At 67.3% G+C, this 18,122-nt stretch carries 15 protein-coding genes; 4 read left to right on the top strand and 11 right to left on the bottom strand.

The window, feature by feature from the left end; genetic code table 11:
- The first annotated feature begins 37 nt into the window (after positions 1-37).
- Complete coding sequence (locus H3H55_RS07460; RefSeq protein ID WP_129514334.1) at positions 38-952, top strand: LysR family transcriptional regulator; 915 nt, start codon at positions 38-40, stop codon at positions 950-952.
- A gap of 212 nt (positions 953-1,164) precedes the next feature.
- Here H3H55_RS07460 and alaS read toward each other — a convergent pair whose 3' ends face one another.
- Entirely contained in the window at positions 1,165-3,789 is a 2,625-nt protein-coding gene (gene alaS, locus H3H55_RS07455; RefSeq protein ID WP_129514333.1) for an alanine--tRNA ligase, read from the bottom strand.
- Positions 3,790-4,043: 254 nt separating this feature from the next.
- Between alaS and H3H55_RS07450 the strand changes: the two genes are divergently transcribed.
- Positions 4,044-5,264, top strand: coding sequence for a CaiB/BaiF CoA transferase family protein (locus tag H3H55_RS07450; RefSeq protein WP_129514332.1), 1,221 nt, complete (start codon positions 4,044-4,046; stop codon positions 5,262-5,264).
- Positions 5,265-5,298: 34 nt separating this feature from the next.
- Here the strand turns inward: H3H55_RS07450 and H3H55_RS07445 are convergent, their stop codons facing one another.
- A complete protein-coding gene (locus tag H3H55_RS07445) occupies positions 5,299-5,847 on the bottom strand; it encodes an RBBP9/YdeN family alpha/beta hydrolase (RefSeq protein ID WP_193098175.1) in 549 nt (182 codons plus the stop codon).
- A gap of 145 nt (positions 5,848-5,992) precedes the next feature.
- On the bottom strand, positions 5,993-6,202 hold the full coding sequence (locus tag H3H55_RS07440; protein ID WP_006497729.1) for an ornithine acetyltransferase: 210 nt from the start codon (positions 6,200-6,202) through the stop codon (positions 5,993-5,995).
- A gap of 252 nt (positions 6,203-6,454) precedes the next feature.
- Between H3H55_RS07440 and H3H55_RS07435 the strand changes: the two genes are divergently transcribed.
- Entirely contained in the window at positions 6,455-8,164 is a 1,710-nt protein-coding gene (locus H3H55_RS07435) for a glutamine--tRNA ligase/YqeY domain fusion protein (protein WP_129514330.1), read from the top strand.
- A 117-nt stretch (positions 8,165-8,281) separates the two neighbouring features.
- Here the strand turns inward: H3H55_RS07435 and H3H55_RS07430 are convergent, their stop codons facing one another.
- From H3H55_RS07430 to H3H55_RS07420, 3 genes are all read right to left on the bottom strand, one after another.
- Entirely contained in the window at positions 8,282-8,752 is a 471-nt protein-coding gene (locus H3H55_RS07430; RefSeq protein ID WP_193099464.1) for an NUDIX hydrolase, read from the bottom strand.
- A gap of 11 nt (positions 8,753-8,763) precedes the next feature.
- Entirely contained in the window at positions 8,764-9,150 is a 387-nt protein-coding gene (locus H3H55_RS07425) for an RT0821/Lpp0805 family surface protein (RefSeq protein ID WP_129514329.1), read from the bottom strand.
- Positions 9,151-9,258: 108 nt separating this feature from the next.
- Positions 9,259-10,644 (bottom strand): cytochrome-c peroxidase, encoded by a 1,386-nt coding sequence (locus H3H55_RS07420; RefSeq protein ID WP_193098174.1) that lies wholly within the window; start codon positions 10,642-10,644, stop codon positions 9,259-9,261.
- A 209-nt stretch (positions 10,645-10,853) separates the two neighbouring features.
- Between H3H55_RS07420 and H3H55_RS07415 the strand changes: the two genes are divergently transcribed.
- Positions 10,854-12,455: an acid phosphatase gene (locus tag H3H55_RS07415; RefSeq protein WP_319022258.1), complete on the top strand. Its 1,602-nt coding sequence runs from the start codon at positions 10,854-10,856 to the stop codon at positions 12,453-12,455.
- Between the two features lie 110 nt (positions 12,456-12,565).
- On the opposite strand, the gene H3H55_RS07410 is transcribed toward H3H55_RS07415, so the two are convergent.
- The 5 genes from H3H55_RS07410 to H3H55_RS07390 form a co-directional block, all read right to left on the bottom strand.
- Positions 12,566-14,032, bottom strand: coding sequence for an alginate export family protein (locus H3H55_RS07410; protein ID WP_193099463.1), 1,467 nt, complete (start codon positions 14,030-14,032; stop codon positions 12,566-12,568).
- Between the two features lie 83 nt (positions 14,033-14,115).
- Entirely contained in the window at positions 14,116-14,811 is a 696-nt protein-coding gene (locus H3H55_RS07405; RefSeq protein ID WP_129514326.1) for a YoaK family protein, read from the bottom strand.
- The gene (locus H3H55_RS07400; protein ID WP_193098172.1) at positions 14,808-15,722 is read right to left on the bottom strand and encodes a glyoxalase; all 915 of its coding nucleotides are present in this window, start codon (positions 15,720-15,722) and stop codon (positions 14,808-14,810) included. The genes H3H55_RS07405 and H3H55_RS07400 overlap by 4 nt, the downstream gene beginning before the upstream one ends.
- Before the next feature lie 26 nt (positions 15,723-15,748).
- A complete protein-coding gene (locus tag H3H55_RS07395) occupies positions 15,749-16,210 on the bottom strand; it encodes a DoxX family protein (protein WP_193098171.1) in 462 nt (153 codons plus the stop codon).
- Between the two features lies 1 nt (position 16,211).
- On the bottom strand, positions 16,212-18,104 hold the full coding sequence (locus H3H55_RS07390; RefSeq protein WP_193098170.1) for an amidohydrolase: 1,893 nt from the start codon (positions 18,102-18,104) through the stop codon (positions 16,212-16,214).
- Positions 18,105-18,122: the final 18 nt, after the last annotated feature.

Here is an 18,122-nt window from a genome sequence, read left to right as displayed (position 1 = left end):
GAATAATTAAGAATCCAGTCATCCCTTGGAGAGAATCATGGACCTGGCGGCGCTGGCGATTTTCCGGGCCGTCGTGCGCGAGAACGGCGTGACGCGTGCGGCGGCGAAGCTCAATCGCGTGCAGTCGAACGTGACGACGCGCATCAAGCAGCTCGAGGAAGAACTCGGCGCGGCGCTGTTCGTCCGTGACGGTCGCCGGCTCGTGCTGACGCCGGCCGGGCACACGCTGCTGCCGTATGCGGAGCGCCTGCTCGCGCTCGCCGACGAGGCGCGCGACGCGGTGCGCGAGGACACGCCGCGCGGGCGGCTGCGGCTCGGCACGATGGAGAGCACGGCCGCGAGCCGGCTGCCGACCGTGCTCGCGCGCTATCACCATGCGTGGCCCGACGTGTCGCTCGAACTCGTGACGGGCACGACGGCATGGCTGATCGAGAAAGTGCGCGCGTTCGAGATCGACGCCGCGCTGTTCGCGCGCCCGCCCGCGCCGGACACGCTGCCCGACACGCTCGACGTGGTGCCCGTGTTCAGCGAAGAACTGGTGCTGCTGACGCCGCGCGGCCATCCGCCGGTGCGCACGCCGCGCGACGTGATCCTGCCGACGCTGATCGCGTTCGAGCGCGGTTGCACGTACCGCAAGTACGTCGAGCAGTGGTATGCGGCGCACGGGCTGAAGCCGGCACGGGTGCTCGAACTCGGGTCCTACCACGCGATCGTCGCGTGTGTCGCGGCCGGCGCGGGCGTCGCGGTCGCGCCGCGCTCGGTGCTCGACCTGCAGCCCGAGATCGACCACATCACGGCGCATGCGATTCCGGAATTCGAACGGATCGATACGCTGCTGGCGTGGCGGCAAGGTTATGCGTCGGCGGCGCTCGCCGCGCTGCGCGACGCGCTTGGGGAGGCCGGGCGGCAGCCGGACGCAGTACCGAAACCTCGCGTGGCGCAACCGGCCTGACGCGATCCGCCGACCGGCACGCGACCGCGCACTCGCGCACCGCCCGATTGCGTGCCGGACAGGGTGGCGGATCGCCCCCCACAACGCGTGTAAACGCAAAACGACCCGACCGGCACCCATGCCGGTCGGGTCGTTTCATGCGATTCCGTCGATGGAACCGCGCGGTGCCGGACGGCGCGCTGCCCTCGCGGGCACCGCGCCGATCGAGGCGATCAGAGCCGCTCTTCGACCCAGCCCTTGACGCCAGCCAGCGCGCCCGGCAGGTTCGCCGGCTCGGTGCCGCCAGCCTGCGCCATGTCCGGACGGCCGCCGCCCTTGCCGCCGACCTGCTGCGCGACGAAGTTCACGAGTTCGCCGGCCTTGACCTTCTTGCTCGCATCGGGCGTGACGCCCGCGATCAGGCTGACCTTGCCGCCTTCGACAGCTGCCAGCACGATCGCCGCGCTCTTCAGCTTGTCCTTCAGCTTGTCGACCGTTTCGCGCAGCGTCTTCGCGTCCGCGCCGTCGAGCGTGGCAGCCAGCACGTACACGCCGCCGATTTCGACGGCCTGCTGCACGAGCTCGTCGCCCTGGCTCGATGCGAGCTTCGACTTCAGCGCGCCCAGTTCCTTCTCGAGCGACTTCACCTGCTCCTGAACCTGCGCGATGCGTTGCGTGAGTTCCGACGGCTGCACCTTCAGCGCGGCCGCCGCTTCGTTCACGCGGGCGTCGAGATCCTGCACGAAGCGCACCGCGTTGTCGCCGGTGATCGCCTCGACGCGGCGGATGCCGGCCGCGACGCCGCCTTCGACGACGATCTTGAAAAAGCCGATGTCGCCGGAGCGGTGCACGTGCGTGCCGCCGCACAGTTCGCGCGAGAAGCCGAGGTCGAGCACGCGCACTTCATCGCCGTATTTTTCGCCGAACAGCGCCATCGCGCCGCCCTTCACCGCTTCGTCGTACGGCATCACGCGCACGATGCCCGGCGCGTTCGCGAGGATTTCGTTGTTGACGATCTGCTCGACGCGACGGATTTCGTCGTCGGTCATCGGCGCGTTGTGCGCGAAGTCAAAACGGGTCTTTTCCGCGTCGACCAGCGAACCCTTCTGCTGCACGTGCGCGCCGAGCACCTCGCGCAGCGCCTTGTGCATCAGGTGGGTAGCCGAGTGGTTGCGCTGCGTGCGGGCGCGGCGGTGCGCATCGATTTCCGCGCGCAGCACGTCGCCGACCTTCAGCGTGCCCTGCTCGAGCGAGCCGTGATGACCGATCACGTCGGCCTGCACCTTCAGCGTGTCGGCCACCGCGAAGCGCGTCGACGCATTCGCGAGCACGCCCTGGTCGCCAACCTGGCCACCCGATTCCGCATAGAACGGCGTGTGGTCGAGCACGACGACCGCATCCTGGCCGGCCTTCACTTCGTTGACCGACGAACCGTCGACGTACAGCGCGACGACCTTCGCGTCGTCGAACGCGATTTCCTCATAACCGTGGAAGGTGGTCTTCGCACCCGTGTACTCGAGGCCCTGCGTGGCCTTGAACTTGCCGGCCGCGCGCGCCTGCTCGCGCTGGCGCGCCATCGCGTCGTCGAACGCCGGCTCGTCGACCGTCATCCCGCGCTCGCGGCACACGTCGGCCGTGAGGTCCAGCGGGAAGCCGTAGGTATCGTGCAGCTTGAACGCGAGTTCGCCGTCGAGCACCTTGCCGCCCTTCGCTTCGACGTCGGCCAGCGCACCCTCGAGGATCGACATGCCATGCTCGATCGTCTCGAAGAAACGCTCTTCTTCCTGGCGCAGCACGTCGGTCACGCGCTGCTCGGCTTCCTTCAGCTCCGGATACGCGACGCCCATCTCGGCGACGAGGTCGGCCACCAGCTTGTGGAAGAACGAACCCTTGCGGCCGAGCTTGTAGCCGTGACGGATCGCGCGGCGCACGATCCGGCGCAGCACGTAGCCGCGGCCTTCGTTGCCCGGAATCACGCCGTCGACGATCAGGAACGAGCACGCGCGGATGTGATCGGCGATCACCTTCAGCGAGTTGTTGGTCAGGTCGCTGATCTCGGTCACGCGCGCGGCGGCCTTGATCAGGTTCTGGAACAGGTCGATCTCGTAGTTGCTGTGCACGTGCTGCAGCACCGCGGCGAGGCGCTCGAGGCCCATGCCGGTGTCGACCGACTGCTTCGGCAGGCGCGTCATGTTGCCCTGCGCGTCGCGGTTGAACTGCATGAACACGAGGTTCCAGATCTCGATGTAGCGGTCGCCGTCTTCCTCAGGCGACCCCGGCGGGCCGCCCCACACGTCCGGGCCGTGATCGTAGAAGATTTCCGTGCACGGGCCGCACGGGCCCGTGTCGCCCATCGTCCAGAAGTTGTCCGACGCGTAGCGCGCGCCCTTGTTGTCGCCGATCCGGATGATGCGCTCGGCCGGCACGCCGACTTCCTTCGCCCAGATGTCGTACGCCTCGTCGTCTTCCTGATAGACGGTGACCCACAGCTTTTCCTTCGGCAGCTGGTAGACCGTGGTCAGCAGCTCCCACGCGAAGCGGATCGCGTCGTGCTTGAAGTAGTCGCCGAACGAGAAGTTGCCGAGCATCTCGAAGAACGTGTGGTGGCGCGCCGTGTAGCCGACGTTCTCGAGGTCGTTGTGCTTGCCGCCCGCGCGCACGCTGCGCTGCGCCGTCGTGGCGCGCGAGTACGGGCGCGGATCCGTCCCGAGGAACACGTCCTTGAACTGGACCATGCCCGAGTTCGTGAACATCAGCGTGGGATCGTTACCGGGCACGAGGCTCGACGAGCGAACGATCGTATGGCCCTTCGATTCGAAGAATTTGAGGAATTTCTCGCGGATTTCGGCAGCTTTCATGGCGTGCGGGGACAGTCTGGCAAAGACGGCTTCAAACGCCGGCGCCCTTGGCGGGGCGTGCGGCGGCATGGATTCGGAAACGATCGATTATACGGGATCGGGACCGGCTTCCGGGCAAAGCGCCGGCAAAGCGGCTCGGCCATCCGGCCGGCCCGGCTGGGCCACCCGTGCGGCCGATTCGCCTTAAGATGCTCGGCATGCCAATCGGCCTTGCCCGACAAGGAAGGCCAGCCATGAAAGGAGACGATTCGACGATGGGTGCCCTGAGCCATATCCGCGTGCTGGACCTCACCCGCGTGCTCGCAGGCCCGTGGTGCGCGCAGACGCTTGCCGATTTCGGCGCGGACGTGATCAAGGTCGAGCGCCCGGGCGCCGGCGACGACACGCGCCATTGGGGGCCGCCGTACCTGAAGGACGCGGACGGCGCGGATACCGCCGAAGCCGCGTACTACCTCGCGGCGAACCGCAACAAGCGCTCGGTGACGATCGACATCGCGACGCCCGAAGGCCAGCAGATCGTGCGCGAGCTCGCCGCGCAAAGCGACGTCGTGCTCGAGAACTACAAGGTTGGTCAGTTGAAGAAATACGGGCTCGACTACGAATCGCTGCGCGCGGTGAAGCCCGATCTCGTCTACTGCTCGGTCACCGGCTTCGGCCAGACGGGCCCGTATGCGCACCGCGCGGGCTACGACTTCATCGTGCAGGGGATCGGCGGCTTCATGAGCATCACCGGCGAGCGCGACGGCGAGCCGGGCGGCGGCCCACAGAAGGCCGGCGTCGCGATCGCCGATCTCGCGACCGGCCTCTACTCGACGATCGCCGTGCTCGCCGCGCTCGCGCACCGCGACCGTACCGGCGAAGGCCAGTACATCGACATGGCGCTGCTCGACGTGCAGGTCGCGCTGCTCGCGAACATGAACACCAACTTCCTCGCGAGCGGCAAGCCGCCGGTGCGCTGGGGCAACGCGCATCCGAACATCGTGCCGTACCAGACGTTCCAGACGAGCGACGGGTGGATCATCGTCGCGGTCGGCAACGACGGGCAGTTCCGCAAGTTCGTCGAGGCCGGCGGCCGGCCCGAACTGGCCGACGACGAGCGCTTCGCGACGAACCCGTCGCGCGTGCGCCACCGCGACACGCTGGTGCCGATCCTCGCGGAGATGGTGAAGACGCGCGGCAAGGCCGACTGGATCGGCGTGCTCGAAGCGGCCGGCGTGCCGTGCGGCCCGATCAACGATCTCGACGAGGTGTTCGACAACGAGCAGGTCGTCGCGCGCGGAATGCAGGTGGCGTTGCCGCACCCGTGCGGCGCGGACGTGCAGCTCGTGCGCAACCCGATCCGGATGAGCGCGACGCCGCCCGACGCGCGCACGGCCCCGCCGCTGCTCGGTGCGCAGACCGACGACGTGCTGCGCGACATGCTCGGTTACGACGACGCGCGGATCGCGGCGCTGAAGGCGAAGCAGGCGATCTGACGATCGGCCGCTTCAGGCGCTCGCGCGGCGGTGCCTAGCGCGCGAGCGCGTCCAGCCAGCCGCGTGCGGCCGGCCAGTCGCCGAGCCCGCTGTCCGCGTTGATATGGCCGCACGGGCCGATGTCGTGGAAGGTGCTGCCCCATGCTTGCGCGCAGCCGCGCGCGAATGCGATCGAACCGTACGGATCGTCGCTGCTCGCGACCACGCAGGTCGGAAACGGCAGCCGCTCGTGCGGGACGGGCCCGAACCCGTGCGCGTCGGCCGGAAACGCCGGCCCGGCGGGATCGGGCAGCGCGACGAGCAAGGCGCCGCGCACTTTCGCGAGCGCGGCCGGGCGCGCGTAGCGCGTCGCCCACCACGCGGTGGTCAGCGTGCCGAGGCTGTGGCCGGCGATCAGCACGGGCCCGCGCGCGGCCTCGACCGCGCGGTCGAGCGCGAGACACCAGCCGTTGCGGAACGCGCGATCCCAGTCGGGCATCGCGACGCGCGAGAAGCGCGCATCGGCGCGCTCCCAGCGGCTCTGCCAGTGAAGCGGGCCCGAATTGGCGTAGCCCGGCAGGACGAAAACGAGGGGGGCGCTCATGGAAGGATGCGTCGACGAATGGTGTCGTTGTGTGATGTCGACGAAGTGTCGCACACCCTCCTCTCCCTGATGCTGCCTGTCAAAAACCGGAGGGTTGTGCGGCGGGTCGTGACGCGCTCAGGCGGGCGTCACGACCGTGCGGCGATCAGCGTACGCCGGCGCCGACCAGGCCGCCAGCCGCCGCGCCGGCCACCGTGCCGACCGGGCCGCCCGTGATCAGGTAACCGAGCGCGCCGCCCGCGGCCGCGCCGATACCGGCATTGCGTTGCGTATGCGTCATCGCGCATGCGCCGAGTTGCGACAGGGCCGCGACAATCACCGCGGTACGAACGAGAAAAGTGGTCTTCTTCATCATGGTTATTGGCTTCCTCCCGCCATGCGATGACGCAAATGGCGGCATTGAATCGGTAAAGCCATCATAGGAAAACTCGAACGGCGCGGGCAATCCGATTTACGTCGTGTTACAGCCGACACACTATCGAGATATTGCGGTACGCATCGCGAATGCATCGCTCCCGACCCGCAAGCCGCGCGGGACGGACCCCGGTCAGGTAGAATTACAGGATTAAACCGGCGCGACGCGCCGACACAACCTGACGCCAACCGCATGAGCACCGAACGCAACGACGCCCCCGCGGCTTCCAATTTCATCCGCAACATCATCGACGACGACAACCGCACCGGCAAATGGAGCGGCCGCGTCGAAACGCGCTTCCCGCCCGAGCCGAACGGTTATCTGCACATCGGCCACGCGAAGAGCATCTGCCTGAACTTCAGCGTCGCGCGCGACTACGGCGGCGTGTGCCACCTGCGCTTCGACGATACGAACCCGGAAAAGGAAAGCGTCGAGTACGTCGACTCGATCGTCGACGCGGTGCGCTGGCTCGGTTTCGACTGGCGCAAGGACGCGGTCGATCACCAGTATTTCGCGAGCGACTACTACGACAAGCTGTACGAGTTCGCCGAGCTGCTGATCAAGCGCGGCAAGGCCTACGTCGACAGCCAGAGCGCGGATGAAATGCGCGCGAACCGCGGCTCGCTGACGGAAGGCGGCAAGCCGTCGCCGTTCCGCGAACGCACGCCCGACGAAAACCTCGACCTGTTCCGCCGCATGAAGGCCGGCGAGTTCAAGGAAGGCGAGCACGTGCTGCGCGCGAAGATCGACATGGCTTCGCCGAACATGAACATGCGCGACCCGGTGATCTACCGGATCCGCTACGCGCACCACTACCGCACCGGCGACGCATGGTGCGTGTATCCGATGTACGACTACACGCACTGCATCTCGGATGCGCTCGAAGGCATCACGCATTCGCTGTGCACGCTCGAATTCGAGGATCACCGCCCGCTGTACGACTGGGTGCTGAACGAACTCGCGGAAGCCGGCATGTTCACGCGCCCGCTGCCGCAACAGATCGAATTCTCGCGGCTGAACCTCACGTACGCGATCACCAGCAAGCGCAAGCTGCTGCAGCTCGTGACCGAAGGCCACGTCGACGGCTGGGACGACCCGCGGATGCCGACGATCGTCGGCGTGCGCCGCCGCGGCTTCACGCCGGAGAGCATTCACCTGTTCTGCGAGCGGATCGGCGTGACGAAGATCGATTCGTGGATCGACATGAGCATCTTCGAAGGCGCGCTGCGCGACGACCTCGACGACAAGGCCGCGCGTACGGTCGCGGTGCTCGATCCGCTGAAGCTCGTGATCGACAACTATCCGGAAGACCTCGAGGAAGCGTGCACGGCGCCCGTGCATCCGCACCATCCGGACCGCGGCGTGCGCACGTTCCCGATCTCGCGCGAGCTGTGGATCGAACGCGAGGATTTCGTCGAGAACCCGCCGAAGGGCTATTTCCGCCTGTTCCCGGGCAACAAGGTGCGCCTGCGCTACGGCTACGTGATCGAATGCACGGGCTTCGACAAGGATGCCGACGGCAACGTGACGGCCGTGCACTGCAACTACTTCCCGGACAGCAAGTCGGGTACCGACGGCGCGAACACGTACAAGGTCAAGGGCAACATCCACTGGGTCAGCGCGAAGCATGCGCAGCCGGCCGAAGTGCGGATCTACGACCGCCTGTTCAAGGAGCCGCATCCGGACGCGGGCGGCGCGAACTTCCTCGAAGCGCTGAATCCCGATTCGAAGAAGATCGTGCAGGCTTATATCGAGCCGGGCAACGACGACATCGCGCCGGAAACGCGCCTGCAGTTCGAGCGGCACGGTTACTTCGTCGCCGACCGCGTCGATTCGAAACCGGGCAAGCCCGTGTTCAACCGGATCGTCGGGCTGCGCGACAGCTGGGGCAAGCCGGCGTAACGGCCTGCTGCGCCGCGCGCGGCGCACGGCCCCAGGCCGACGTCGCGCGACCATAAAAAAACCGGCCCGAGGGCCGGTTTTTTGTTGCGTGGTTCGAAGCGAAGCCGCCGCGTTGACTCACTCGCCCGACAACCGCCGATGCAGTTCCACCAGCGACAGCTTCGTGCGAAACAGCCGCGCGAGGCTGCGGCTCGCATACGCGTCGATGTCGCCCGGCACGGTCCAGCGATACGCGTCCATCTCCGGAATCATCGAGCCGTCGCGACGGCTCGGGAACATCGACGTGCACGTGCAGTGCGCGGGATCGATCTCGCCGTCCGCGACCTGCACCGCGAACAGGTGCAGGTCCTTGTCGTGCCGGTACGCGAAGCGGCCGAGATCGAGCAGCCGGGCCGGCGCGAATTCGATGCCGGTTTCCTCGAGCAGCTCGCGCAGCGCGGCATCGGCCGGCGACTCACCCGGCTCGCCCTGCCCCTTCGGGATATCCCAGTGCGTGGTGTCCGTCGCGTGCGCGAGAAACACGCGGCCGGCCGCATCGAGGATCACGACGCCGCACGACACCGTGCGCGGCGCGCCGCCCCGCTTCATCACACGCGTGCTCAGTGCTTCTGCAACTGCCACTTGCCCGCGGCCGTCTTGCAGTAGACGGGCTTGAGCGTCATCGCCTGGCCCTTCGCGGTGATGTCGGTGGTGATTTCACGGCAGGTCTTGCCGTCCGTCTCGGTCGTGGTCGGCGTGAGCTTCGCTTCGATCTGCGTGCGGCTGCCGCTGTTCTGCCAGGTCGTGGTTTCGCCGTCCTTGCCTTCGTCGCGCACCTTCGCGGCGGCCTTCGACAGCGACGCCGTGTCGGCCTTGCTGAAATAGCTGAGCGGCGTGTCGGTCAGGAAGTTCAGGTTGTTCTGCGCATGGGCGGGCAGCATCGCGGCTGCGCACGCGGCGCCGGCCAGCACACGCGTGACGACGGAAAGGGATGCACGCATCGACATGTTGTTCTCCTTGGATGTTCGATCGAACGGCGTGGCGCATGCCGGCGAACCGGCACGCGCCACGCCCGTCAGCGAGCGAGCATAGCATGCGTGCGGCAACGGATGCCTTCAGGGCCTGGCCGGCGCGGCCGTTTGCTGATATCCGTCAGTCAGCGTGCCGAGGAACGCGATCACGTCCTTGATCTCGGCCGCGTTCAGCGCCGGCTGCTCGCCGCGCTTGCGGTCGAACGGCGGCTCGCGGTTGATGTTCGGCCAGTAGCGCTTCGGCAGGTCGTCGTAGATCTGCGCCTTGCCGTGCACGACCGGGTAGAACTCCTCCGGATGAATGTCGCGCTCGACATAGAAGCGCATCACGTCCTCGAGCGTGTGATACACGCCGTTGTGGAAGAACGTCTTGCGCAGCGCGACGTTGCGCAGCGACGGCGTGCGGAACAATCCGCAGAATTCGTCGCGGCCCTTCAGGTCGGTGCGCTCGGGGCCGCATGCACCGAGATCGTAAAAGCGCGGGTCGCGATTGACGGGCAGCGCGCGGTTGCGCGGCACCGCGATCGCGATCAGCCCGAAATCGCTGAACTGCGGCGGCGTGCCGTCGAGCGCGCGCTGGCTGATGTGGCAGCTCGCGCAATTGCCCTTCTTCTCGTCGTTGAACAACTGCAACCCGCGCAGTTCGGCCGGCGTGAGCTGCGCGTGACCGGCGAGATACGCGTCGTACTTGCTGGTGTACGGCGAGAACAGTTCGGGCGTCTGCTCGAACGTCTCGAGCGCGCGCAGCACGGCCTTGAACGTGGCCGCGTCGTCGTCGAGCACCTTCACGCCGAACACCGCGCGGAACTCGTTCGCATACGGCGCGGCCTTCACGGCCTGCGCGACCTTCGCGGGCGAGCTGTTCATCTCGAACGGCGACGTGAGCGGAATGCGCGCCTGCTCGGCGCCCGTGTCGACGCGGCCGTCCCACGTGAGGCCGCCCGTCGGGCCCGCATCGACGCTCTCGTCGCCTTCGTCGTCGGAGTCGTGGAAGTGCTCGGTGAACTGCGGCACGCCCTGCAGGTACTTGAGCGACGGCACCGCGCGAAAGCCCGGGCGCTTCATGTCGTCGCCGCCGAACTGCACGGCCAGCGCATTGGGCGGCCCGAACGCGTGATCGGGGCTGTGGCACGACGCGCACGCCAGCTTGCCGGAGCCTGACAGTGTAGGGTCGAAGAAAAGTTGCTTGCCGAGCGCCGTCATCCGGCGCACGCCTTCGTAAACTTGTGCACGCGTCTGCGGCTGGTTCGTCGCGACCACGGCGCCGCTCGCGGCAACCGTTGCGGACGCAACCAACTTCGCGGTGCCCGGTGCACTCGCCGCGCTCGCGGCCTGTGCGGGCGGCGCGCCCGTACCCGGCTGTCCGTCACAGCCAGCAAGGGTTGCAAGCGTGGTGACCAGAGCGAGCGCGCCGGTCAGATGCAGCCACGAACGCGCGAACGCGCCGGCTGTCGGTTGGCGAGGCTTCATCGATTCGTCGGAAAGTGGGTTCAGGAGCGGCCGGAGTTTATGTCAGCCGCATGACCATTACATGACGGTCGATCGACAGCTAATCGAAAGGACGCCTACACCCGGCTGTCAAATCGCGCCCTCAAAATGCTTACAGCCGGACATGCCACGGTCACCTTAGAGAACCGGCGGCGCACGGATGCTCCGGTTCCCCACGCGACAAGAGAGAGATGAGAGTACAACGCATGAAAAACCACGCCTGGATTCGCTTTACACCGATCGCCGTTGCCGCGGCCGTCGCCCTCACCGCCTGCGGCGGCGACGACGTCCAGCAGCAAGGCCTGTCGACGGTGAAGAACGTCGTCGTGATCTATGCGGAAAACCGCAGCTTCGACAACCTGTACGGCAACTTCCCGGGCGCGAACGGCCTGCAGAACGTGACCGCGGCGAGCGCACAGCAGAAGGACCGCAACGGCCAGCCGCTCGCGACGCTGCCGAAGGTCTGGGGCGGCCTGACCGCGAAGGGCGTCACGCCGGCCGTGACCGAGGCGATGACGGCCAACCTGCCGAACGCGCCGTTCGCGATCGACGATCCGAGCGGTTTCAACACGCCGATGAGCGTGACGACGCGCGACCTGTATCACCGTTTCTACGAGAACCAGATGCAGATCAACGGCGGCAAGAACGACATGTTCGCCGCCTGGGCCGATTCCGGCGGCCTCGTGATGGGCCACTACACGCCCGACGCGACGAAGCTGCCGCTGTGGAAGATCGCGCAGCAGTTCACGCTGGCCGACAACTTCTTCATGGGTGCGTTCGGCGGCTCGTTCCTGAACCACCAGTACCTGATCTGCGCGTGCGCGCCGTTCTACGCGAACGCGGACAAGAGCCCGGCCGCCGGTTCGATCTCGGCCGTCGGCGCCGACGGCAAGTCGCTGCAGCTCGCGAGCAACTCGCCGGCTTCCGCGCTCGACGGGATTCCGAAGTTCGTGAACTCGGGCAACCTGACGCCGGACTTCTTCGCGATCAACACGATGCAGCCGCCGTACCAGCCGAGCGGCAACAAGGCCGCATCGGGCGGCGACCCGAACCTCGCCGATCCGTCCGCCGCGTCGACGCTGCCGCCGCAGACGCAGCAGAACATCGGCGACCTGCTGTCGAACGCGGGCGTGTCGTGGGCATGGTACGGCGGCGCGTGGAATCAGGCGCTGCAAGCCGCGCAAAGCGGCACGGCCAACGTGATCTACGGCCCGAACATGACGGCGCCGAACTTCCAGCCGCACCACCAGCCGTTCAACTACTACGCGAACCAGGCACCGGGCAGCACGAGCCGCGCGCAGCACTTGCTCGACGGCGGCACTGACGGCAGCGAGTTCATCAAGGCGATCGACGCGGGCACGCTGCCGCAGGTCGCGTTCTACAAGCCGCAGGGCAACCTGAACGAACACGCGGGCTACACGGACGTCGCAAGCGGCGACCAGCACATCGCGAACCTGATCGCGCACCTGCAGGCCAGCCCGCAGTGGAAGAACATGGTCGTGGTCGTCACGTACGACGAAAACGGCGGCTTCTGGGATCACGTGTCGCCGCCGAAGGGCGACCGCTGGGGCCCGGGCACGCGGATTCCGGCACTCATCGTGTCGCCGTTCTCGAAGAAGGGTTTCGTCGACCACACGCAGTACGACACCGCATCGATCCTGCGCTTCATCACGCGCCGCTTCTCGCTACCGCGCCTCACGGGCCTGCAACAGCGCGACGACGCGCTGAAGGCCAACGGCGCGCAGCCGATGGGCGACCTGACGAACGCGCTCGCGCTGTCGCCGAACCTGTAACCACATCGCGACATCACGGCGAACGGGCCGGCATCGACGCCGGCCCGCACGAACGAAGGGCGGCCTCATGGCCGCCCTTTTTCATCGGGGCGCGTCACCGTGCCCCTGCGTCACCAGCCGTACTTGAGCTCGACGCCGACATAGTCGGCGTTGTGCCCGCCCGCCTGCCGGATCGCATCGCCGACCTGGAAATGCACGGCTTCGATCGCGCCAATCAGGTTCGCGGCAATCGTCCAGTCCGCGCGCAGCTGCACATACATCCCCGTCCACAACCCGCCCTTGCCGGCCGTGCCCGGCACCACCGCGTTGCCCTGCTGGTAGACCGCGTCACCGGTCGTCTCGCGCCACTGGAAACCGAGCGCGCCGAGCAGCGACAGGTTCGGCGACGGCTTCAGCGTCACGGACGGCTTCACGTGAATCAGGTTCGAGTACCCGGTGAAACCCGCGAGCGTGAAGTAATAGCCGTTCGGGAACAGCGGGTTGAAGGTCTCGACGCGGCCGTCGTGCGGATGCCGGTCGCCCGACGCTGCATCGACCTGCAGCGCGACGCGCGGCGACCACGGCGCGTCGAGCCGGTAGCCGGCGATCGAGCCGACCGCCCACGCGCGGATCGTGCTGCTGCCGACCGTGCCCGTCTGCAGCATCGTTTCGAGATCCCAGTCGAAGCGGCCTTGCGTGCCCGTGTAGCGCAGGTCCCACACGTCGCGATGCTCGGCGCCGCTCGCGTCGAGAAAGCGCGCGTTGCTGCGGTTGTAGCGCGACCAGTAGCCCGACAGGTCGCCGGGCCCGACCGACTGACGCTCGAAGCGCACGCCGCTGAACGTGAGGTCGCGATTCGACACGTCGTCGAACGCGGACACGGTGCGGTTCTGCACCGGCTGCGTCGCGTACCCGATGAAGCGCCACTTCTGGTATTCGTAGTCGGCCCATACCGCATCGAACGCCTGTCGCACGTTCGGGCCGTCGCGCGCGGCGATGAAGCGCTGCAAGTCGAACGCCATTTCCTGCCGGCCGACGCGGAACTTGAACGTGCCGCCGCCGAGCGCCCCGGTGTAGGTCGCGAACGCCTGCTCGAGATCGAGCGGGTTCTTGTCGACCGGCGTGATCGTGTTCTTGCCGAATGCGCGATCGTCCTGCAGTTGCACGAAGAACTGCCAGTGCTGGCCGAGATGCGCATCGGCGTGCACTTCGACGCGCTGGATCAGGTAGGTAACCGATTGCGCGGAGCCGATGCCGAACAGCGGCGCGTCATTGGTCTCCAGGCGTTCGCGCAGGTTCACGCCGAGCGACAGATAGGAGGCCGGATCGTTGCCGAGCGGGATGTACTTCAGCCCGTCGAGCGGCGCGCGCGGCACGCACGGATTCGCGAGCACCGACCAGTCTTCCTGCCACCGATTGAACAGCACGGTCGGCCGCTTGGCCGTGCAGGTCGTTGCGGGCGCGCTGTCGGCGGTGGCCGTCGTCGTGTCCGCGAACGCCGCATCGGCACCCGCGAGCAGCAGCCCCGCAACGACCGATGCGCGGGTGACCCGATCGAAGCGAATGTGTCGTGTCGTCGCGACGCACTGCCCGCTCATCGCAACGATCGGCTCGTAACCGCGCGCGTCGATCCGGCTCGCTTGCCGCACGCGGGGACGACGCACTTTTCCACGCCGCGCGATCATGCATGCTCCTGTGCGGCCGTGCGGGCAGATGCCCCCGCGCAGGCCGCCAGCATCGCGAGCGCACCCGTGGGCACCAGCAGCGCCCAGAATCCGACATGGCGAAAACCCAGTGCGCCGCACGATGCACCGAGCGCGAACGCGACGATCGCCGGCCACATCTTCGCGAAGCGCGCGCGTGCAGCGGCGCGCACGCTATCGGCCGTGCCGGCGGACAGCAGGTCGACGACGTCGAGGATTGCCTGCGTGACGTTGCCCGTCATCACCGTGTTCGGCACGCCGGCGCGCGCGATCACGCGCGGATGCGCGTTCTGCACGCCCATCGCGAACGTGCCGACGATGCCGGCCAGCAACACCGGCAGGCTGTCGGATTGCGTGACGGGCGACGCCCACACGCCCGCCGCGCAAAAGCCGAGCAGCAGCACGGCCTGCACCGCGTGGAGCGCGCGTGCGCCCTGCCATGCGGGCCGCCCGGAAAACGCGCGGGCGATCAGGCTGCTCGCGACCACACCGCACACGAACGCAGGGAACACGCTGAGCTTCAGCAGGATGCCCTGCCCGAACCCCGCGACGCCCGCGCCGATCAGCACGAAGTTGCCGGTCACGTGTGCGGTGAACAGCCCGAACAGCGCGACGAAGCTCAGCGTGTCGACGAAGCCGGCCACCGCGGCAAGGATCGTGTCCTCGTGCTTCATCGTGCCGCGCCCGCGTGGATCTCGGCGACGTAGCCGCCCGGGAACTGGACCATCGCCGCGTCACGCCCGTCCGCCGTGTACGACGGCACGAGCACGGTCACGCCCGCGGCCTGCGCCTTCTTTAGCGTCGCGGCCAGGTCGGACACTTCATAGCCGGTCATCTCGTGCCCGTACGGATAAGGCAGATGCCCGTCGGTCACGAGCACGGTCATCTTGCCGAAGCCCGACGTGATGCGAATGCGGCGATAGGTGTCGTTCGGCCGGCCGATCTCGATGCCCGGCGCCTTGAGGTTGTCGGACACCACCTTGCCGTTCGAGAACTTGACGAAATCATGGACGAACTTGCGCACGCTCTGCGGCGACACGTACACGCGATTCTCGGGGATCGTCTGCAGTGCGTCGTACTTCGGCGCCTGCGTATGCCAGTAGAGCTGCATCTTCACGCCGCCCGTCCAGGAGATCACCGCGTCACGGCCGATCGGATCCGGGAATGTGTCGACGATCACATCGGCGCCGTGCTCGCGCGCCACCTTCATCGCCGCGTCCATGTCGGTGACGAGATAACCGGTGCGCTCCGCGCCGAACGGCCAGGGCACCGGCGTCTTGAAGCCGAACACGGAGATCGTGCCGGCCGGCGTGAACACGAGTTGCGACATCGTCTGGCTCGGGGTCGGCGTCACCTGGAACACGCCCTGCTTCGACTTGCTGCCGCCGAACGTCGCGACGAAGCTGTCGGTGAAGCGATCGAAATCCTCGGGCGCGACGTACACGTGCGTCGTGTCGTATTGCGGACCGACGGCCAGCGTCGGCGTGGCCGCGGGCGGCACGGGCGGTTTCGCGAACGCGGCCGGTGCCGCGACGAGACCCGTGGCGATCGCCAGCGCGAGCAAGGCGGAACGAATCGTTTTCATGACAGGATTTCCTTGTTGTTTCATCGTCATCGAGTGGTATGGCCGTCACCGGCCATGCGCTTCGCATCGTCGAGCACGGTCGCGAGCACGAGTGCGGCGATCAGCCCGAGATGCTCGAAAAAGCTGTTGAGCGCCATGAAGCGTTCAGCGCCCGTGTGGTTCCAGAAATCGTTCGCCACGATCATCGCGACGAACGTCAGCATGCCGAGGCTGCCGGCACCGAGCCACGTGAAGCGGCGAAACACCACGCACAGCGAACCGGCGATCTCGACCGCGATCGCGAGCGCCGCCCACAGCGCGGCCGGATGCAGGCCGAAATGCGCCTGCTCGGCGACCGCGCCGTCGAAATCCAGCGCCTTCGCAACGCCACCGATCAGGTAGGCAGACACCAGCGCGAGCCGCGCGAGCGGCAGCACCCACGGCTGCGCCAGCAGCGCATGGACCCACGCCGGGTTGTCGACGCCGCTTCGATTGGTCGAGGTGGCCATGTCAGACCGCCCAGCAAGAACAGCCGAACGCGCCCCAGAAGCCCTTTGCGTCCGACGTCGGCAAAGCGCTCCCCCACGCACCGGCATGCGCATGCTGGTGCACGTTGCACGCGTTCGCGCAACCGCACATCGCAGCGGCAGCGGCCGCGCGCCGCAGCGGTGCGCCGCTGCGCTGCGTCGCGCCCCAGCCGCCGTAACCGCCGTACTCGCGCACGGGCGACCAGTCCGGCATCGCGGGCGGAATCGGCGCGTCGTGCGACGCGAACGGGCCCGCGCCCCATACGATCCTGCCGCCGACCACCGTCAGCAAGGCGGTCGTATCCGCGATATCGTCCTCCGCGCACGTGAAGAAATCGCGATCCGGGACCACGAGGTCGGCGAGCTGCCCAACCGCGATGCGCCCTTTCTTGCCTTCCTCGTTCGAGAACCAGGTCACGTACTCGGTCCACATGCGCAGCGCGGTCTCGCGATCGAGCAGGTTGCGCTGCGGGTACATGCGCAGGCCGCCGACCGTCTTGCCCGTCACGAGCCACGCGAGCGACACCCACGGGTTGTACGACGCAACCCGCGTCGCATCGGTGCCGGCCGAGACCTTGATGCCCTTCGACAACATCTTCGCGACGGGCGGCGTCGCTTCGGCCGCCTGTGCGCCGTAGCGTTCGACGAAGTATTCGCCCTGGTACGCCATCCGGTGCTGCACCGCGATGCCGCCGCCCAGTGCCGCAATGCGGTCCATCGATTTTTCGGTAATGGTTTCCGCGTGATCGAAGAACCAGTTCAGGCCGGCAAGCGGGATGTCCTTGTTGACCTTCTCGAACACGTCCAGCGCGCGGCTGATGGTTTCGTCGTAGGTCGCATGCATGCGCCACGGCCAGCGATTCTGCGCGAGCACGCGCACGACGCCTTCGAGATCGTCTTCCATCTGCGCCGGCAGATCCGGGCGCGCGACGCGGAAATCCTCGAAGTCGGCCGCGGAGAACACCAGCATTTCACCCGCACCGTTGTTGCGGAAGTAGTCGGTGCCGTCGTGATACTTCGTGCTCTTCGTCCAGTTCACGAAGTCTTCCTTCTCCGCGTTCGGCTTCTGCGTAAACAGGTTGTACGCGATCCGGATCGTCATCTCGCCGGCATCGTGCAGCTTGCGGATCACCTCGTAATCGTCGGGATAGTTCTGCGACCCGCCGCCCGCGTCGATCACGCCCGTCACGCCGAGACGGTTCAGCTCGCGCATGAAGTGGCGCGTCGAGTTGTACTGGTATTCGAACGGCAGCTTCGGCCCTTTCGCGAGCGTCGCGTACAGGATCGTCGCGTTCGGGTTCGCGAGCAGCAGGCCGGTCGGGTTGCCTGCGGCGTCGCGCAGGATCGTGCCGCCCGGCGGCTCCGGCGTGTCCTTCGTGTAGCCGACCACACGCAGCGCCGCTGCATTCAGCAGTGCGCGGTCGTACAGGTGCAGGATGAACACCGGCGTATCGGGCGCGGCCGCGTTGAGTTCGTCGATCGTCGGCAGGCGCTTCTCGACGAACTGGTGTTCGGTGAAGCCGCCGACCACGCGCACCCACTGCGGCGCGGGCGTGATCGCAACCTGCCGCTTCAGCATCTCCATCGCGACGGCGAGCGAACGCACGCCGTCCCAGCGCAGCTCCATGTTGTAGTTCAGGCCGCCGCGAATCACGTGCGTATGGTTGTCGATCAGGCCCGGCAGCATGGTGCGGCCGTCGAGATCGACGACCTTCGTCGTGCGGCCGGCAAGCGGCATGACGTCCGCGTTGCCGCCGACCGCGACGAAGCGGCCGTCCTTGATCGCAACGGCGGTCGCGACGGGGTTCGCACGATCGAGCGTCGTGATGCGCGCGTTGTGCAGGATGAGATCGGGTTGAGTGTCGGTTGCGCTCATGTAGTGTCCTCGATGCGG

Origin of the sequence: Burkholderia sp. Z1, assembly GCF_014893795.1 — a bacterium.
GTDB classification, from domain to species: domain Bacteria; phylum Pseudomonadota; class Gammaproteobacteria; order Burkholderiales; family Burkholderiaceae; genus Burkholderia; species Burkholderia theae.
Note: the sequence above shows the minus strand (reverse complement) of the source record. Positions and strands in the feature narration are given on the sequence as shown.

What these genes read in the sequence shown, in the direction of transcription:
- H3H55_RS07460 (WP_129514334.1), top strand. Translation starts at nt 38, where the DNA reads ATGGACCTGGCGGCGCTGGCGATTTTCCGGGCCGTCGTGCGCGAGAAC.
- alaS (WP_129514333.1), bottom strand. Translation starts at nt 3,789, where the DNA reads ATGAAAGCTGCCGAAATCCGCGAGAAATTCCTCAAATTCTTCGAATCG.
- H3H55_RS07450 (WP_129514332.1), top strand. Translation starts at nt 4,044, where the DNA reads ATGGGTGCCCTGAGCCATATCCGCGTGCTGGACCTCACCCGCGTGCTC.
- H3H55_RS07445 (WP_193098175.1), bottom strand. Translation starts at nt 5,847, where the DNA reads ATGAGCGCCCCCCTCGTTTTCGTCCTGCCGGGCTACGCCAATTCGGGC.
- H3H55_RS07440 (WP_006497729.1), bottom strand. Translation starts at nt 6,202, where the DNA reads ATGATGAAGAAGACCACTTTTCTCGTTCGTACCGCGGTGATTGTCGCG.
- H3H55_RS07435 (WP_129514330.1), top strand. Translation starts at nt 6,455, where the DNA reads ATGAGCACCGAACGCAACGACGCCCCCGCGGCTTCCAATTTCATCCGC.
- H3H55_RS07430 (WP_193099464.1), bottom strand. Translation starts at nt 8,752, where the DNA reads ATGAAGCGGGGCGGCGCGCCGCGCACGGTGTCGTGCGGCGTCGTGATC.
- H3H55_RS07425 (WP_129514329.1), bottom strand. Translation starts at nt 9,150, where the DNA reads ATGTCGATGCGTGCATCCCTTTCCGTCGTCACGCGTGTGCTGGCCGGC.
- H3H55_RS07420 (WP_193098174.1), bottom strand. Translation starts at nt 10,644, where the DNA reads ATGAAGCCTCGCCAACCGACAGCCGGCGCGTTCGCGCGTTCGTGGCTG.
- H3H55_RS07415 (WP_319022258.1), top strand. Translation starts at nt 10,854, where the DNA reads ATGAGAGTACAACGCATGAAAAACCACGCCTGGATTCGCTTTACACCG.
- H3H55_RS07410 (WP_193099463.1), bottom strand. Translation starts at nt 14,032, where the DNA reads ATGAGCGGGCAGTGCGTCGCGACGACACGACACATTCGCTTCGATCGG.
- H3H55_RS07405 (WP_129514326.1), bottom strand. Translation starts at nt 14,811, where the DNA reads ATGAAGCACGAGGACACGATCCTTGCCGCGGTGGCCGGCTTCGTCGAC.
- H3H55_RS07400 (WP_193098172.1), bottom strand. Translation starts at nt 15,722, where the DNA reads ATGAAAACGATTCGTTCCGCCTTGCTCGCGCTGGCGATCGCCACGGGT.
- H3H55_RS07395 (WP_193098171.1), bottom strand. Translation starts at nt 16,210, where the DNA reads ATGGCCACCTCGACCAATCGAAGCGGCGTCGACAACCCGGCGTGGGTC.
- H3H55_RS07390 (WP_193098170.1), bottom strand. Translation starts at nt 18,104, where the DNA reads ATGAGCGCAACCGACACTCAACCCGATCTCATCCTGCACAACGCGCGC.